This is a genomic window from Pseudonocardia sp. Ae150A_Ps1 (assembly GCF_001932315.1).
Lineage (GTDB): Bacteria > Actinomycetota > Actinomycetes > Mycobacteriales > Pseudonocardiaceae > Pseudonocardia.
Genome location: NZ_MCIJ01000001.1, coordinates 1,090,476 through 1,104,581, shown reverse-complemented (window position 1 = coordinate 1,104,581; position 14,106 = coordinate 1,090,476). Strand labels below are relative to the sequence as shown.

The 14,106-nt window shown below is 75.6% G+C and carries 11 protein-coding genes and 1 pseudogene; 6 read left to right on the top strand and 6 right to left on the bottom strand.

Going from position 1 to position 14,106, the window contains the following annotated elements; all coding sequences use genetic code 11:
- The first annotated feature begins 211 nt into the window (after window positions 1–211).
- Both Ae150APs1_RS04775 and Ae150APs1_RS04770 read left to right on the top strand, forming a co-directional pair.
- Window positions 212–1,243: a LacI family DNA-binding transcriptional regulator gene (locus Ae150APs1_RS04775; protein ID WP_075296059.1), complete on the top strand. Its 1,032-nt coding sequence runs from the start codon at window positions 212–214 to the stop codon at window positions 1,241–1,243.
- Window positions 1,244–2,518: a DUF4032 domain-containing protein gene (locus Ae150APs1_RS04770; RefSeq protein ID WP_075296057.1), complete on the top strand. Its 1,275-nt coding sequence runs from the start codon at window positions 1,244–1,246 to the stop codon at window positions 2,516–2,518. It begins immediately after the preceding gene.
- A 9-nt stretch (window positions 2,519–2,527) separates the two neighbouring features.
- Here the strand turns inward: Ae150APs1_RS04770 and Ae150APs1_RS04765 are convergent.
- Window positions 2,528–4,629 (bottom strand): annotated as a pseudogene (locus Ae150APs1_RS04765) (elongation factor G-like protein EF-G2).
- Between the two features lie 120 nt (window positions 4,630–4,749).
- Between Ae150APs1_RS04765 and Ae150APs1_RS04760 the strand changes: the two are divergent.
- Window positions 4,750–6,156 carry an NAD-dependent malic enzyme gene (locus tag Ae150APs1_RS04760; RefSeq protein ID WP_075296055.1) on the top strand — a complete coding sequence of 469 codons (1,407 nt, stop codon included), beginning with the start codon at window positions 4,750–4,752 and terminating at the stop codon, window positions 6,154–6,156.
- Window positions 6,157–6,166: 10 nt separating this feature from the next.
- On the opposite strand, the gene Ae150APs1_RS04755 is transcribed toward Ae150APs1_RS04760, so the two are convergent.
- Window positions 6,167–6,877 carry a hypothetical protein gene (locus Ae150APs1_RS04755; RefSeq protein ID WP_075296053.1) on the bottom strand — a complete coding sequence of 237 codons (711 nt, stop codon included), beginning with the start codon at window positions 6,875–6,877 and terminating at the stop codon, window positions 6,167–6,169.
- The gene (locus Ae150APs1_RS04750) at window positions 6,874–7,056 is read right to left on the bottom strand and encodes a hypothetical protein (protein ID WP_139316804.1); all 183 of its coding nucleotides are present in this window, start codon (window positions 7,054–7,056) and stop codon (window positions 6,874–6,876) included. Before Ae150APs1_RS04750 ends, Ae150APs1_RS04755 begins: the two co-directional genes overlap by 4 nt.
- 147 nt (window positions 7,057–7,203) lie before the next feature.
- On the opposite strand from Ae150APs1_RS04750, the gene pdxT reads away from it, so the two are divergent.
- Window positions 7,204–7,818 carry a pyridoxal 5'-phosphate synthase glutaminase subunit PdxT gene (gene pdxT / locus Ae150APs1_RS04745; RefSeq protein WP_075296051.1) on the top strand — a complete coding sequence of 205 codons (615 nt, stop codon included), beginning with the start codon at window positions 7,204–7,206 and terminating at the stop codon, window positions 7,816–7,818.
- A 97-nt stretch (window positions 7,819–7,915) separates the two neighbouring features.
- Window positions 7,916–8,410, top strand: coding sequence for a hypothetical protein (locus Ae150APs1_RS04740; protein WP_060575679.1), 495 nt, complete (start codon window positions 7,916–7,918; stop codon window positions 8,408–8,410).
- A gap of 47 nt (window positions 8,411–8,457) precedes the next feature.
- On the opposite strand, the gene Ae150APs1_RS04735 is transcribed toward Ae150APs1_RS04740, so the two are convergent.
- From Ae150APs1_RS04735 to Ae150APs1_RS04725, 3 genes are all read right to left on the bottom strand, one after another.
- Window positions 8,458–9,585: a hypothetical protein gene (locus Ae150APs1_RS04735; RefSeq protein ID WP_075329520.1), complete on the bottom strand. Its 1,128-nt coding sequence runs from the start codon at window positions 9,583–9,585 to the stop codon at window positions 8,458–8,460.
- A gap of 903 nt (window positions 9,586–10,488) precedes the next feature.
- Window positions 10,489–12,639 (bottom strand): cation-translocating P-type ATPase, encoded by a 2,151-nt coding sequence (locus Ae150APs1_RS04730; protein WP_283160236.1) that lies wholly within the window; start codon window positions 12,637–12,639, stop codon window positions 10,489–10,491.
- A gap of 100 nt (window positions 12,640–12,739) precedes the next feature.
- On the bottom strand, window positions 12,740–13,018 hold the full coding sequence (locus tag Ae150APs1_RS04725) for a DUF1490 family protein (protein ID WP_249266005.1): 279 nt from the start codon (window positions 13,016–13,018) through the stop codon (window positions 12,740–12,742).
- A 296-nt stretch (window positions 13,019–13,314) separates the two neighbouring features.
- Between Ae150APs1_RS04725 and Ae150APs1_RS04720 the strand changes: the two genes are divergently transcribed.
- Window positions 13,315–14,064 (top strand): YebC/PmpR family DNA-binding transcriptional regulator, encoded by a 750-nt coding sequence (locus Ae150APs1_RS04720; protein WP_010232547.1) that lies wholly within the window; start codon window positions 13,315–13,317, stop codon window positions 14,062–14,064.
- The last annotated feature ends 42 nt before the right edge of the window (window positions 14,065–14,106 follow it).

Sequence of the window (14,106 nt, the reverse complement as noted above, 5' to 3'; positions counted from 1 at the left end):
CAACTCCGAACTCCTGTGTTCGTACCGCGATGCCGCCGACGGCGTTGGAAGCGTTTGCAAACAGACTGTGCGCCAGCGACACGATCGTGTCAAGGGTCACGCCGTTGCCGCAGGTCGGTGCCCGATCCTGGCCGACGGGTCTGATTCGGTCCAGCTCGGACCGGTAACATCCGGGCTTGCAATCGCTTGCAGTATTCGTCATACATGTCCGGTGTCCGGACCGGTCAACCTGGCCGACGTGGCCCGGCTGGCAGGCGTGTCGCCGGCGACCGCGTCGCGCGCGCTCAGCGACCACCCGCACGTCGCCGAGGCCACTCGGGCCCGCGTGTGGGCGGCCGCCCGCGCCCTGGAGTACGTCGTGTCACCGGAGGCGTCCGGACTCGCGCGCGGCCGCACCGGGCGGATCGCGGTCGTCGTCCCGCACCTGGCGCGGTGGTGGTTCGGCGCCGCGCTGGAGGGACTGTCGGAGGTGGCCCGCGCCGCCGTGACCGACGTCCTGCTCTACCGGCTCGGGGACACGGAGTCGCGGCGCGCGTTCTTCGACGAGCTGCCGGCCCGCCGGCGGGCCGACGCCGTCGTCCTGCTCGGGTTCGGTGTGGACGAGCGCGAGCGCGGCCGGCTGGACCGGATCGGCGTCGGGATCGTCTCGGCGGGCACCCGGATCGGCAGCCATCCGTCGGTGTCGATCGACGAGTACGCGGCGGGCCGGCAGGCCGTGGACCACCTGCTGCACCTCGGGCACCGGCGGATCGGGATGATCGTGACGACCGATCCGGAGCTGGACCCGGTCCAGCCGGCGGGGCGCTCGTCGGCGTACCGGCGGGCGCTCGCCGACGCGGGTGTCCCGGCCGACCCCGGGCTGGTCGCGACGGTGCCCTGGAGCCTGGAGGGAGGTGCCCGCGCGATGGGGGAGCTGCTGGGCCTGCCCGAGCCGCCGACGGCCGTCTACGCCCACTCCGACGAGGTGGCCCTCGGCGCCGTGGGCACGTTGCGGCGGGCCGGGCTGCGCGTCCCCGAGGACGTCTCGGTGATCGGCATCGACGACCACCCGCTCGCCGCGCTCACCGACCTGTCCACGGTGGCCCAGCCGGCCGCCGAGCAGGGCGCCGTGGCCGCGCGGTCGGCGCTCGCCGGGATCGCGGGCGAGCCGGTCGAGCAGGCCGTCACGGTCCCGACCCGGCTGGTCATCCGGGGATCGACGGCGCCGCCCGCGGACCGGCGCCCGGCCCGGGGGGTGTCCTGAATGGCCCGCCCCGGCGCGGAGCGGCCGCCCGAGGTGGTGCTGCGCCCCCCCCCCGGTCCCGGGCTGATCGGGCTGCCCTGGGAGCTCCCGCTCGCGGAGTGGGACGAGACCGAGGTCCCGTTGCGCGACATCGAGGTCGGCACCAGCAGGCACCTGGTCCGCTTCGTCGAGGCGGACGGGGCGCTGTGGGCGCTGAAGGACCTCCCCGAGCGGATCGCGCGCCGGGAGTACGAGGTGCTGCGCCGCCTGGAGGACGAGTGCCTGCCCGCGGTGAAGCCGGCCGGGTTCGTGAACCAGCCCGCGCACGAGACCGCGATCCTCGTGACCCGCTACCTCACCGGTTCCTGGCAGTACCGGCGGCTGATCATGCGGCTGCCGCCGAACCGGCCCCGGCACCGCGCCCGGCTGTTCGACGCGATGATCTCGCTGCTCGTCGACCTGCACCGGCACGGCGTGTTCTGGGGCGACTGCTCGCTGAACAACACGCTCTTCGTCCGGGACGGCCAGACCCTGCAGGCCTCCCTGGTCGACGCCGAGACCAGCGAGGTGCACCCGACCGGCCTGTCGGACGGGCAGCGCGAGCTCGACCTGTCGATCCTCGTCGAGAACGTCGCCGCCGGGATGATCGATCTCGCGGAGTCCCTGGACCGCCCGCCGGAGATCGTCCCGCAGCTGATCGACGAGGCCACCGCACTGCCGGACCGCTACCGGCAGCTGTGGGACGCACTGCACACCACCCCGGTGTTCGCCTTCGGTGACCGCTACCGGATCGAAGGCGTGATCCGCGAGCTCAACGACCTCGGGTTCGCCGTCGACGAGGTCTCGCTGCGCCCGGTCGGCGACGGCCGGTCCCGGCTGCAGGTCTCCGTCGGCGACCGGACCTTCCACTGCACGCTGCTGCGCCGGCTCACCGGCGTCGAGGTGGGGGAGGGGCAGGCCCGGATCCTGCTCGGCGACCTCAACGCGCACCGGGAGTGGATGCGCGGGCGGACCGGGCAGGACGTCTCCGAGCGGGTCGCCGCGCGCAGCTGGGCCGACCGCTGCCTGGAGCCGGGGATGCGGGCCGCGCACGAGGCGCTGGGCGGGGTCGGCTCCGAGGTGCAGGCCTACTGCGACCTGCTCGAGGTGCGCTGGCTCCTGTCCGAGAAGGCCGGGGCCGACGTCGGCAACGAGGCCGCGCTCGCGGCGCTCGGCGGGCGGGCGCCGACCGACTCCGCGGCGAAGATGGCGGTCGCCGACACGCGGGACGACCAGCTTCCGCGCAGCACCGACTGAACCGGCCGGTCAGGCCGGGCGCTCGGCCCAGCGTGCGAACGCCCGCGTCACCGTCGCGGCGCCGGAGGTGAGCGCGCGCAGGTCGACCGCGTGCCGCAGGAGCTCGGTGCGCGGGACCTCCGCACGGACGAGGGTGTGCCCGGCCCCGTCCGGATCGGTGCCGAGCACCTTGCCCCGGCGCGCGGCGAGGTCACCGAGGACGGCGCCCAGGCGCTCGTCGTTGATCCGGATCCGCACCTCGTCGATCGGTTCGAGCACGCGCAGCCCGCAGCTCTCCGCCGCGGCGCGCAGTGCCAGGGCCCCGGCGGTCTGGAACGCGGCGTCGGAGGAGTCCACGCTGTGCGCCTTGCCGTCGGCCAGGGTCGCCCGGAAGTCGACGACCGGGTGCGTCGCGCCGCCGTCGCCCACCGGCAGGCCGCGCTCCGCCTGGGCCCGGATGCCCTTCTCGACGCTCGACACGTACTGCGTGGGGACGGCGCCGCCGACGACCGCCGAGGTGAACGCGATCCCGGAGCCGGCGGGCAGCGGCGCGACGTCGACGTGGCACACCGCGTACTGGCCGTGCCCGCCGGACTGCTTGACGTGCCGGCCGGTCACCCGCGCGGCCCGGGCGAAGGTGACCCGGAACGCCACCCGGACCTCCTCGACGTCGACGTCGGCCCCGGCGTCGCGGAGCCGGCCGAGGGCCACGTCGGCGTGCGCCTCGCCCGTGCACCACAGCACGGTCTGGTGCGTCTCGGGATCGCGCTCCAGGCGCAGCCCCGGATCGGTCGCGACCAGCCGGGCGAGACCGCGGGCGACGGCGTCCTCGTCCGCGCGGGTGTGGGGGACCAGCCCCACCGGCAGCAGCGGCGCCGGCCGTTCCCAGGGCGTCAGGTGGATCGGGTCCGCGGGGTCCGACAGCGTGTCGCCCACCGCGGCCTCCAGCCGGGTCAGTGCGCACAGGTCGCCGGCGACGCAGGCGGAGGTCTCCTGCAGCGCGGCGCCCAGCGGGGAGTACACGTGACCGATCCGCTCGTCGGGCTCGTGGTCCGGGGCCGGGCCGGTGCCCGGGCCCGGTGCGGGGCTCCCGACGTGGACCGTCGACTCCGGACGGAGCGTCCCGGAGAACACCCGGACCAGGCAGACCCGCCCGACGTAGGGATCGGCCCCGGTGTGCACGACCTCCGCCGCGAGCGGGCCGGACGGGTCGGCGGTGAGGGTGGGCCCGCCCGGTTCGACGACCGCGGGCGGTGTCCGCTCCGGAGGTGCCGGGAAACCCCGCGTGAGGATCTCCAGCAGCGACCCGAGCCCGGTGCCGGCCGTCGCGCAGACCGGGACGACGGGGTGGAGCGTGCCGCGGGCGACCGCGGTCTCCAGGTCGTCGATCAGCGTCGCGACGTCGAGGTCCGCCCCGCCGACGTAGCGGTCCATCAGGTCCTCGTCCTCGGACTGTTCGATGATCGCCTCGATCAGGGTGGTCCTGGCGTCGTCCGCACCGGGCGGAGCCGCGCCACCCGGCTCGCCGGAGAGCACCCCGTACAGGCCCGTCATCGTCCCGCCGGCGTCGCGCAGCGGGAGGTGGCACGGCAGCACACCCTCGCCGAACGAGCTCCGGCAGGCCGCCACGGTGGCCTCGACGTCGGAGCGGGCGGTGTCGCAGCGGGTGACCGCCACGGCGCGCGGGATGCTGATCGGGGCGCACTCCTCCCACAGCGCGACCGTGCCCGGTTCCAGCTCGCCGTCCCGCCCCTCGGTGGCCGGCACGACGAAGAGCGCGGCGTCGGCGGCGCGCAGGCCGGCGCGCAGGCCGCCGCGGAAGTCGTCGTCCCCGGGGTGTCGATCAGGTTGACGGTCTCGCCGTCCCAGAGCAGCGGCGCGACCGCGATCCCGACCGACCGCCCCCGGCGCACGGCGGCCGGGTCGTGGTCGAGGGTTGTACTCCCCTCGGCGACGCTGCCCGGCGCGTCGATGGTGCCGGCGTGGGCCAGCAGCGCCTCGGCGAGCGTCGTCTTCCCACCGCCCGACGGCCCGACGAGTGCCACGTTGCGCACCCGGGCCGGGGTCGTGACGGCGGCGAGCCGCGTCGTCCGGGCCCGGGCCCGGCCGGGTTTGACCGCCACGGCGACCACCTCCCGTTCCTGTGTCCTGGATCACACACCTGGTGCCGGGATCGCGCAAGGACGCGTGACGCGCGTCGTCACACGGTTGACGCGCCGGTAACCACACGGCCGGCGGTACTGTCCGGCCCCGTGTCCATTCCCGGTCCCGGTTACGCGATCACCGCACGCGTCGACGCCCCTGCCCACCCCACCTCCGCCGGTGACCTGACCGCCGCGGTCGGTCAGGTCGGCGGGGTCGTGACCGCCTTCGACGTCGTCGAGGCACGCACCGAGCATCTCGTCGTCGACATCTCGGTCAACGCGCGCAACACCGAGCACGTCGAGGAGATCAAGGCCTCGATCGACGCGCTCGACGGGTTCTCCGTGCGCAAGGTCTCGGACCGGACGTTCCTGCTGCACCTCGGCGGGAAGATCGAGGTGCGGTCCAAGGTCAACCTCCGCACCCGTGACGACCTGTCCCGCGCCTACACCCCTGGCGTCGCGCGGGTGTCGATGGCGATCGCGGACAACCCGTCCGACGCCCGCCGGCTGACGATCAAGCGGAACACCGTCGCCGTCGTCACCGACGGCTCCGCGGTGCTCGGGCTGGGCAACATCGGCGCCGCCGCGGCGATGCCGGTGATGGAGGGCAAGGCGGCGCTGTTCAAGCAGTTCGCCAACGTGGACGCCTGGCCGGTGTGTCTGGACACCCAGGACACCGAGGAGATCATCCGCACCGTCCAGCTGATCGCCCCCGGCTACGGCGGCATCAACCTGGAGGACATCGCCGCGCCCCGCTGCTTCGAGATCGAGAGCCGGCTGCGGGAGCTGCTCGACATCCCGGTGTTCCACGACGACCAGCACGGCACCGCCGTCGTCGTGCTCGGCGCGCTGCGCAACGCGCTGCGTGTGGTCGGCAAGAAGTTCTCCGACGTCCGCGTCGTCGTCTGCGGCGTCGGCGCGGCGGGGTCGGCGATCATCCGGCTGCTCGGCTCCGAGGAGACCGCCGACGTGGTCGCCGTCGACGTCGACGGCATCGTCCACCCCGACCGCGCCGGTCTCGACGACAACCTCCGCTCGATCGCCGCGCAGACCAACCGCGACGGCAAGCAGGGGTCGCTGGCCGACGCGCTCGTCGGCGCGGACGTGTTCATCGGGGTCAGCGCGCCGAACCTGTTCGGTGCCGAGGAGCTGGCGACGATGAACTCCGACTTGATCGTCTTCGCGCTCGCCAACCCCGACCCCGAGGTCGACCCGACGGTCGCGATGCAGCACGCCGCGGTCGTCGCCACCGGGCGGTCGGACTACCCGAACCAGATCAACAACGTGCTCGCCTTCCCCGGCGTGTTCCGCGGCCTGCTCGACGCCCAGGCGCACGACATCACCGACGGCATGATGCTGGCCGCGGCGGAGGCGATCGCCGACGTCGTCGCCGAGCCGAACCCGTCGTTCATCGTACCGAGCGTGTTCGACCAGAGCGTGGCCCCGGCCGTCGCCGACGCGCTGCGGGCCGCCGCGGCGAAGCAGGCGCGCGAGGGCGAGGTAGACGCGGGCTGAGGCCGGCCGCTCAGGGCGTCCCCGTGCCGGGCACCGCCGTGCCCGGGGCGGGGGCGGCAGGTCCGGCCGGGGGCGTCGCGGGCTCCGGCTGCGGGACCAGCAGGGCGGAGACGGCGACCGCGGCGGCCACCGCGGACCCGACCGCGAACCGCCTGCGGGGGCGCCGGAGCACCACCCCGGGACGCGGGACCGCGGCGACGAACCCGCGCGACGCGTCGTCCAGCGCCGCCGGGTCGGGCGGGGTGCGTGCGGCCGCGGTGCGGACGCGCTCGGCCGCCTCGACGATCCCGGGCACCCCGACGGCCGGGGCGACGGGTAGCGGCAGGCGGTGCACCGGGATCCGGTAGACCGACGCGAGCACGGTCCGCTCCGCCTCTGGCAGGGCGGGTCCGCAGAACAGGACCACCGGCCGTCCGGTGCCGGCCCGCCACCCGCGCTCGCCCTCGACCACGGTGCCCCACAGCGCGACGCAGCCGAGCACCGTCGGGCCGCCGAACCCGAGCCCGCCGACGTCCGCGGGGCGCCGCGCGGCGTAGAGCCCGCAGGTGCACCCCGGGTCGGGCGCCCGGTGGCCGTCCAGCTCGCAGGCGGCGTCCAGCGGCGCGTCCGGCGGCCACTCCGTGGCGATGTGCACCGGAGACCACAGCCGCACCGGTGCGGGGTCGCGGACCCGCCAGGTCCGCCATCCGGGGACGACGCCGGCGACGTCGGGCGCACTCACCCGGCCGGCGGCACGGCCCCGGCGGCCACCGGCACGGCCTCGGTCCGCTCCGCCGGGCGCGGCTCCCGCTCGTCCGGGACCACGCCGGTCCGCGCGACCGGTTCCGGCCCCGGCGGACCGGTGCCGGGAGCGACCAGGGGTTCGGCCCGGAACACCCGGACCGTGCGACCGATGTCCATCGTCGTGCCTCCCCGCGCCGTCCCCCCGCCGGTCCAGGATCCGCCGTCGCACCGGGCGGGCGGCACCACCGGACGGAGTCGTGCCGGTGCCGCGACTCACGCCCGGACGGCCGGTTACCGCAGGTAAGGCCGGGTTATTCTCGGGACATGTCCTCCCCGACCATCGGTGTGCTGGCCCTGCAGGGCAACGTCCGCGAGCACGTCGCCGCGCTCACCGCGGCCGGTGCGCGCGCGCTGCCGGTCCGTCGCGCGGCCGAGCTGGACGCCCTCGACGGGATCGTCCTGCCGGGCGGGGAGTCGACGACGATGTCGAAGCTCCTGGACGCGTTCGAGCTGCTCGACCCGCTGCGTGCCCGGCTCCGGGCCGGGCTTCCCGCCTACGGCTCCTGTGCCGGGATGATCCTGCTGGCCGACGAGAGCCTCGACGGCCGCCCGGACCAGCACCAGCTGGGCGGGCTCGACGTCGTCGTCCGGCGCAACGCGTTCGGCCGGCAGGTCGACTCGTTCGAGACCGACCTGGAGTTCGACGGGCTCCCCGGCGGAGGGGTGCACGCGGTGTTCATCCGCGCCCCCTGGGTCGAGAAGACCGGCAGCGACGTCGAGGTCCTGGCCACCGTCCCGCACGTCTCGGAGGCGGGGGAGGCCGCGGGCCGCGCCGTCGCCGTGCGGCAGGGCCCGGTGCTGGCGACGTCGTTCCACCCGGAGCTGACCGGCGACGGCCGGGTACACGATCTGTTCGTCGGGATGGTGCGCGCCGCCTGACCCGGGGTGGGGCTGTCCCCCACCGCGGCCGGGGAGCGCCGTGTGGGCCGCGGGGCCGGACGGGACGAGGCTGGACGGGCCGTCCCGAGGAGGTCCCATGAGCACGTTCGCCGTCGACGCATCCCGTGCGACGCGACCGGTGCCGCCGTCCGTCGTCACCCTGAGCGTCGCGCTCTGGCTGGGAGCCGTCCTCGCCGGTCTCGCGGAGACCCTCGTGCGGCTCGGCGTGGAGGTGCCGCCCACCGGCGGGGAGATCGCCGCGCGTGCCGGGATCTACCTGGTCCTCGCCGTGCTCGTGGTCCAGCTGCGCAGCGGCCGCGACGGGATCCGCTGGACCGTCGTCGCCGTGCTCGGTGTGCTGGGAACGCTGTCCCTGGTCGTCGAGCCGGCGGGAGCGCTGCTCGCCGGCGGGTCGGTGGGGGAGTTCCTGGTGACCGCGTCCGGGACCGAGCTCGCGGCGGCGGGGCTACGGCTGCTGCACGTCGCCGAGGTGCTGGCCGCACTGGCGCTGCTGTTCCATCCCGCTTCCCACGCGTTCTTCCGGCCCGGCGCGGTGGCTCCGGGCCGCGAGGCGGTGCGTCCCGCCGCCTGACCCGCCTGACCCCGCCGGGCACGGCCGGCGGGGTGGCGGGGTGGTCGTCACGCCGGTCCGCGCCGCACCGGCTCGGGCTCCCGGCGGCCGTGGGCCCGGCGCCCCGGCTGGGTCGACTCCAGCCTGCGGTGCCACTGCTCCCAGGTGTCGGGATCGAGGGTCCGCGCCGCGGGTGGGGTCGACGACGTCCGCTGCCGGGGTACGAACACGCCCGGCCCGGCGTCCTCCGCCGGTCGTGCCACCCGACGGTGTGGGCCCGATGCCTGCGGCGCGGGGGACCGGTGCGCCGGGGCGTCCGGGACCGCAGCGTCCGGCGCCGGGAGGTGGGGAACCGGGACACGCGGGAGCGGGACCCGGGGCGCCGGCGGCGGCGTGGCGTCCGCCCCGGGTGCACCTGTCGTCGTCCTCAGCCGGGCCGGGAGGGCAGGCGTGGGCCACGGCCAGTGCGACTGCACCGCCCGCGAGTGCCAGAACCCCAGCCCCAGCACCAGGCCGAAGATCAGGTGCCCGACCAGGGACAACGACACCGTGACCGGGGTCAGCGGGAACATCAGCTCCTCGCCGCGCGGGGCCAGCGCGACGGTGCCGACCAGCCCGGCCCAGACCGGCGCCACCGCGAAATCGACCGCGGCGAGCACCACCCGCGCCCGCGAGAGCCGGTGCAGCCCGCACGCCGACGCGACGACGAAGAAGGTCAGCCCGATGCCGCCGCCGTCGCCGATGTACCGCCACAGGTACCCCACGACGGCGCCGCCGGCCGTGTCACCGGGGCGCCCGGTGATCCACGTGCCCATGGTGGGGATGAAGTCGCCCCAGAGGCCGAGCATGTACACGGTGTCGAGCCGGAACACGTCGTAGACCGCGCAGGCGACCACGCCCCACGCCAGGCCGTGCGCGACGATCCGGTCGGCGGGATGCGGGTCGAACAGGGTCAGCACGGCCACGGCCGTCGCCAGGGGGACGACGAGCAGCGCCGCCGAGAGCTGCATCGGGACCAGGTCGAACACGTGCGCCGAGATCGCCAGCAGCGGCAGCGCCGCCAGCAGGACGTGCAGCGCCACCCGGCCCGTGCCCGCGGCGGGGGCCAGGGCCGGGACGGCCGCGCCGGCCGGCGCGGCGCGGGTGGGACGGGCGCGGGGAGCGCGCGGGGGCAGCGCGGGTCGAAGTCGCAGCATGGTTCGTTTCCGTGTCGGGGGCCCGGGGCGTCCGCCGCCCTCGGGGGGTGCGCCGCGGGATCGAGGGGGAGCGACCGCGGCGCGACCGGGTACGACGGTAGGGAGCGGGCCGGCGACCGGCCCCGTTCCTGGACGCCCGACCGGTCTCCGGCCCCGCCCCGGCGACGAGCGGGGGCCCGGTGCTCCCTCCGGCACAGCGCGTACCGCCGCCCGGACGGCCGTTTCTCAGGATCCGCGGAGGGGCGCGTCCCGCGTCCGGCGGCGGGACGGAGGACCCTGCCGCGTGCCCGTCCCGTCGCGCACGGTCGGGCCATGACGACACGCACGGCGATGGGAGTGGTGGCCGGGCTCGCGCTCGGGCGCCTCGCGGCTCGCACCCTCGGGGTCACCCCCGCCGAGAGGGTGACACCGCTGCCCGGGGACGGGCTCGTGGCCGACGCGCCGGTGAGCGTCACCCGCGCGATCTCGATCGCGGCGCCGCCGGAGCGGGTGTGGCCCTGGCTGGTGCAGATCGGGCAGGACCGCGGCGGCTTCTACTCCTACGACGCGGTGGAGAACCTGTTCGGGCTGGACGTCCACAGCGCCGAGCGGATCGAGCAGTGCTGGCAGGACCTCGCCGTCGGCGACCCGGTCCGGCTCGCTCCGGGGACGCCGCTCCGGGTCGCCGCGCTGCGTCCCCGGGCGCACCTGGTCCTGGCCGAGGGCCCCGGAGCGGCGTCGCCGCGGTTCTCCTGGGCGTTCGTCCTCCGGACCGAGCCCGGCGGGACCCGGCTGGTGGTCCGCGAGCGCTACGCCGGGGGGCGGCGCCGCCGCCCGGCTCGGCGCCGAGGCGCTCGTGCCGGTCAGCGCCGTGATGACGCGGCGGATGCTGCGCGGGATCCGGGAGCGGGCCGAGCGCGCCGGTCAGGCGGCCCGGCCGGGCTCCGGCCCGGGAGCCGCCACCGCACCGGGGGCGCCGGCCGGGATCCGGTAGCGGATGAGGCGGGAGCTGTTCCCGACGACGGCGACGCTCGACGCGTTGTGCAGGATCGCCGCCACCACCGGGGACAGCGCGCCGCCCGCGGAGACCACGAGACCGGCCGCGTTCACCGCGATCGACATGCCGTAGTTCTGCCGGATCAGGGTGATCGAGCGACGGCCCAGGTCGCGCAGGTCGAGCAGCGCCTCCAGGTCGTCGGCGGCGAGCGCGACGTCGGCCGTCTCGACCGCCACGTCGGTCCCGGCGACGCCCATCGCGATCCCGATGTCGGCGAGCGCGAGCGCCGGGGCGTCGTTGGTGCCGTCGCCGATCATGGCGACGGTGTGCCCCTCCTCCTGGAGCGCGCGCACGACGTCCTGCTTCTGCTCGGGCATGACCTCGGCGCGGTACTCGTCGATGCCGAGCTCCTCGGCCACCGCCTGCGCGGTCCGCGGGTGGTCGCCGGTCAGCATCACGATCCGTGCCACGCCGTCGGCGCGCAGCCGCTCCAGCACCGCGCGGGCCTCCGGCCGGACCGTGTCCCGCAGCGAGACCAGCCCGACGAGGGCCCCGTCGACTGCGAGCAGCAGCGGTGTCTCGCTGGCCCGCTGCAGCCTGCGCACCCAGTCGGCCGGCTTGCGCCCGACGGCGACACCCTGGGCGCGCAGGAGCTCGCGGGACCCGATCAGCAGCGCCCGGCCGTCGGCCTGCACCCGCATGCCCTGCCCGACGAGCACCTCGCACTCCTCGTGTGGCGGGATCTCGATCCGGCGCTCCTCGGTGGAGCGGATGACCGCCTGCGCCAGCGGGTGCCGGGAGTGGATCTCCGAGGACGCCGAGTAGGCCAGGACCTGCTCGGGGGTCCAGTCGTCGTGGAAGGAGATGACGTTGGTGACGACCGGGCGGCCCTGGGTCAGGGTGCCGGTCTTGTCGAAGACGATCGCGTCGACCCGGCCCGCCGCCTCCAGGTGGGCGCCACCCTTGATCAGGATGCCGCGGCGGGCGCCGTTGCCGATGGCGGCGCTGATCGCGGTCGGCGTCGACAGCCCCACCGCGCACGGGCAGGCGACCAGCAGCATCGTCATGGCGCGCCGCACGTCCCGGGTGACGAGCAGGGTGAGCCCGGCCAGCAGGAACGACGCCGGCACGAACCGGCGGGAGAAGTTCTCGCCGACCGTCTGGATCGGCGCCCGGTCGCCCTGGGCCTGCTCGACCCGGTCGATGATCCGGCCGATCGCGGTGTCCTGGCCGACCGCCGTCGCGCGGACGACGATCCGGCCGCGCAGCAGCACCGAGCCGGCGTGCAGGGTGGTGCCGGGTGCGACGGCGACCGGCAGCTGCTCGCCGGTGATGGCGGCCTGGTCGACGACCCCCTCGCCGTCGACGACCTCGCCGTCGATCGGCAGCACGATCCGCTCGTGGACCACGACCTCGTCGCCGAGCACGAGGTCGGCGATGTCGATCTCGACCTCGGTCCCGTCGGTGAGGCGGGTCCAAGTGGTCGTGGTGGCACCGGTGAGCAGCTCGGAGATCGCCCGCCGGGACCGGCGCAGGGTCAGGTCCTGCAGGTACTCGCCGATGTTGAGCAGCCACAGCACGGTGAGCGCGACGACGTTCTCCCGCAGCACGAGGCTGGCGACGGTGGCGGCGGACACCAGCGCGTCGGTCCCCGCGCCGCGGCCCCCGGTCAGCGAGCGCAGGGCGCCGCGCAGGAACGGGTAGCCGGTGAAGATCGTGACGCCGGTGGCCACGGTCCGGCCGGCGGTGCCGAGCACCGGTGGCCGGCGCAGGCCGTAGCGGCGGAACCCGAGCGCGGCCAGTGCGACCCCGCCGACGACGAGCCGGGCGAGCTCACCGTTGTGCGTGTCCGCCGAGCGCGGGGTGCGGGCCGCGGTCGCCCCCGGGTCGGCGCCGAGCCCCTTGCCGATCGCCTCGGTCAGCTCGGTCCGGTCGCACCCGGCCCGGTACCAGACGACCACGTTGCCGGTGCGGGGGTAGGCGTGCACCTGGCGGACGCCGGTGACGTGGTCGAGCTCGTCCTCGACGGCGACGGCCAGGGCGACCCGGCCCCGCAGCGCGGGCGCGGCGAAGCGCACGCGCCCGGCGGCGTCGCTGAGGACGGTGAGGTCCGGGCCGGTGGGGTCGGTGCTCAGGATGCTCGCCTCGCTCGACTCGGTGCTCGACTCGGTGATCGGCTCAGTGCTCGTGGCCGTGCCCGTGCCCGTCGCCGGGTGCGGGGGCCTCCTCGCCGATCCGGCCGCGCGCCTCGCTGACGATGTCGGCCGTCGCCAGCCGGGCCTTCTCGGCGCCGGTCTCGGCGGCGCGCGCGCCGCGCAGGCCCCAGCCGGTCACCGTCACGGCGGCCTCGCGGACCGCGCCGGAGCGGGCGACCCGCTTCACGCCGTCGTACGCGACGGCTCCGGCCAGACCGCTCGCCACCAGGCCCGCGGCCTTTCCCACCACTGCTCCGAGCACGTGCCCGCTCCTCTCCGGTGCGACCACCCAGCCGGGTGACAACGGTGGTCGACAAGCCTCCACGGTAATCCCGCCGCGACGACGGCGCGGCCCGGGGACCCGCATGATCGCCGGACGAGCGCCGGTGCGGGCCCGGCGGTCCCGGCGGGCCGGACCGGGCGGTGCGGTGTGCCGCCGGTAGCATCGTGGGGTTCCCGCAGGTCCGGTGGTCCCAGCTCGCGCTGCCCGCCCGGGGCCTGCCCCGGCCACGCGCGGGCTGCGCGCGGCCCGAGCACGAGAGGTGGGCAGACGAGCCGATGAGCGGCCACTCCAAGTGGGCGACGACCAAGCACAAGAAGGCCGTGATCGACGCCCGCCGCGGCAAGATGTTCGCCAAGCTGATCAAGAACATCGAGGTCGCGGCCCGCACCGGTGGTGGTGACCCGGACGCCAACCCGACGCTCTACGACGCGATCCAGAAGGCGAAGAAGAGCTCGGTCCCGAACGACAACATCGACCGTGCGGTCAAGCGCGGCTCGGGTGCGGACGCGGGGGGCGCCGACTACCAGGCGATCACCTACGAGGGCTACGGCCCGAACGGCGTCGCGGTGCTGATCGAGTGCCTGACCGACAACAAGAACCGGGCCGCGACCGAGGTCCGGACGGCGATGACCCGCAACGGCGGGACCATGGCCGACCCCAACTCGGTGGCCTACCTCTTCACCCGGCGGGGCGTCGTCGTGCTCCCCAAGGGCGACCTGTCCGAGGACGACGTGCTGATGGCCGTCCTCGACGCCGGGGCCGAGGAGGTCAGCGACCTCGGCGACAGCTGGGAGGTCCTCTCCGAGGCCACCGACGTCGTCGCGGTGCGCACCGCGCTGCAGGAGAACGGGATCGACTACGACTCGGCGGACCAGGAGTTCCGGGCGTCGATGAACGTCGAGGTCGACGTCGACGGCGCGCGGAAGATCATCCGCCTGATCGAGGCGCTCGAGGACTCCGACGACGTGCAGAACGTCTGGTCGAACTTCGAGGCCTCCGACGAGGTCATGGCCGAGGTGGACTGAGCGCCACCGGTCACCGCACTACACGAGCCGCGGCCGTGCCCG

Excerpts from the sequence above, each read along its gene's own strand:
- Ae150APs1_RS04735 (WP_075329520.1), bottom strand. The coding sequence starts at position 9,585 with ATGCTGCGACTTCGACCCGCGCTGCCCCCGCGCGCTCCCCGCGCCCGT.
- Ae150APs1_RS04740 (WP_060575679.1), top strand. The coding sequence starts at position 7,916 with ATGAGCACGTTCGCCGTCGACGCATCCCGTGCGACGCGACCGGTGCCG.
- Ae150APs1_RS04770 (WP_075296057.1), top strand. The coding sequence starts at position 1,244 with ATGGCCCGCCCCGGCGCGGAGCGGCCGCCCGAGGTGGTGCTGCGCCCC.
- Ae150APs1_RS04720 (WP_010232547.1), top strand. The coding sequence starts at position 13,315 with ATGAGCGGCCACTCCAAGTGGGCGACGACCAAGCACAAGAAGGCCGTG.
- Ae150APs1_RS04750 (WP_139316804.1), bottom strand. The coding sequence starts at position 7,056 with ATGGACATCGGTCGCACGGTCCGGGTGTTCCGGGCCGAACCCCTGGTC.
- pdxT (WP_075296051.1), top strand. The coding sequence starts at position 7,204 with ATGTCCTCCCCGACCATCGGTGTGCTGGCCCTGCAGGGCAACGTCCGC.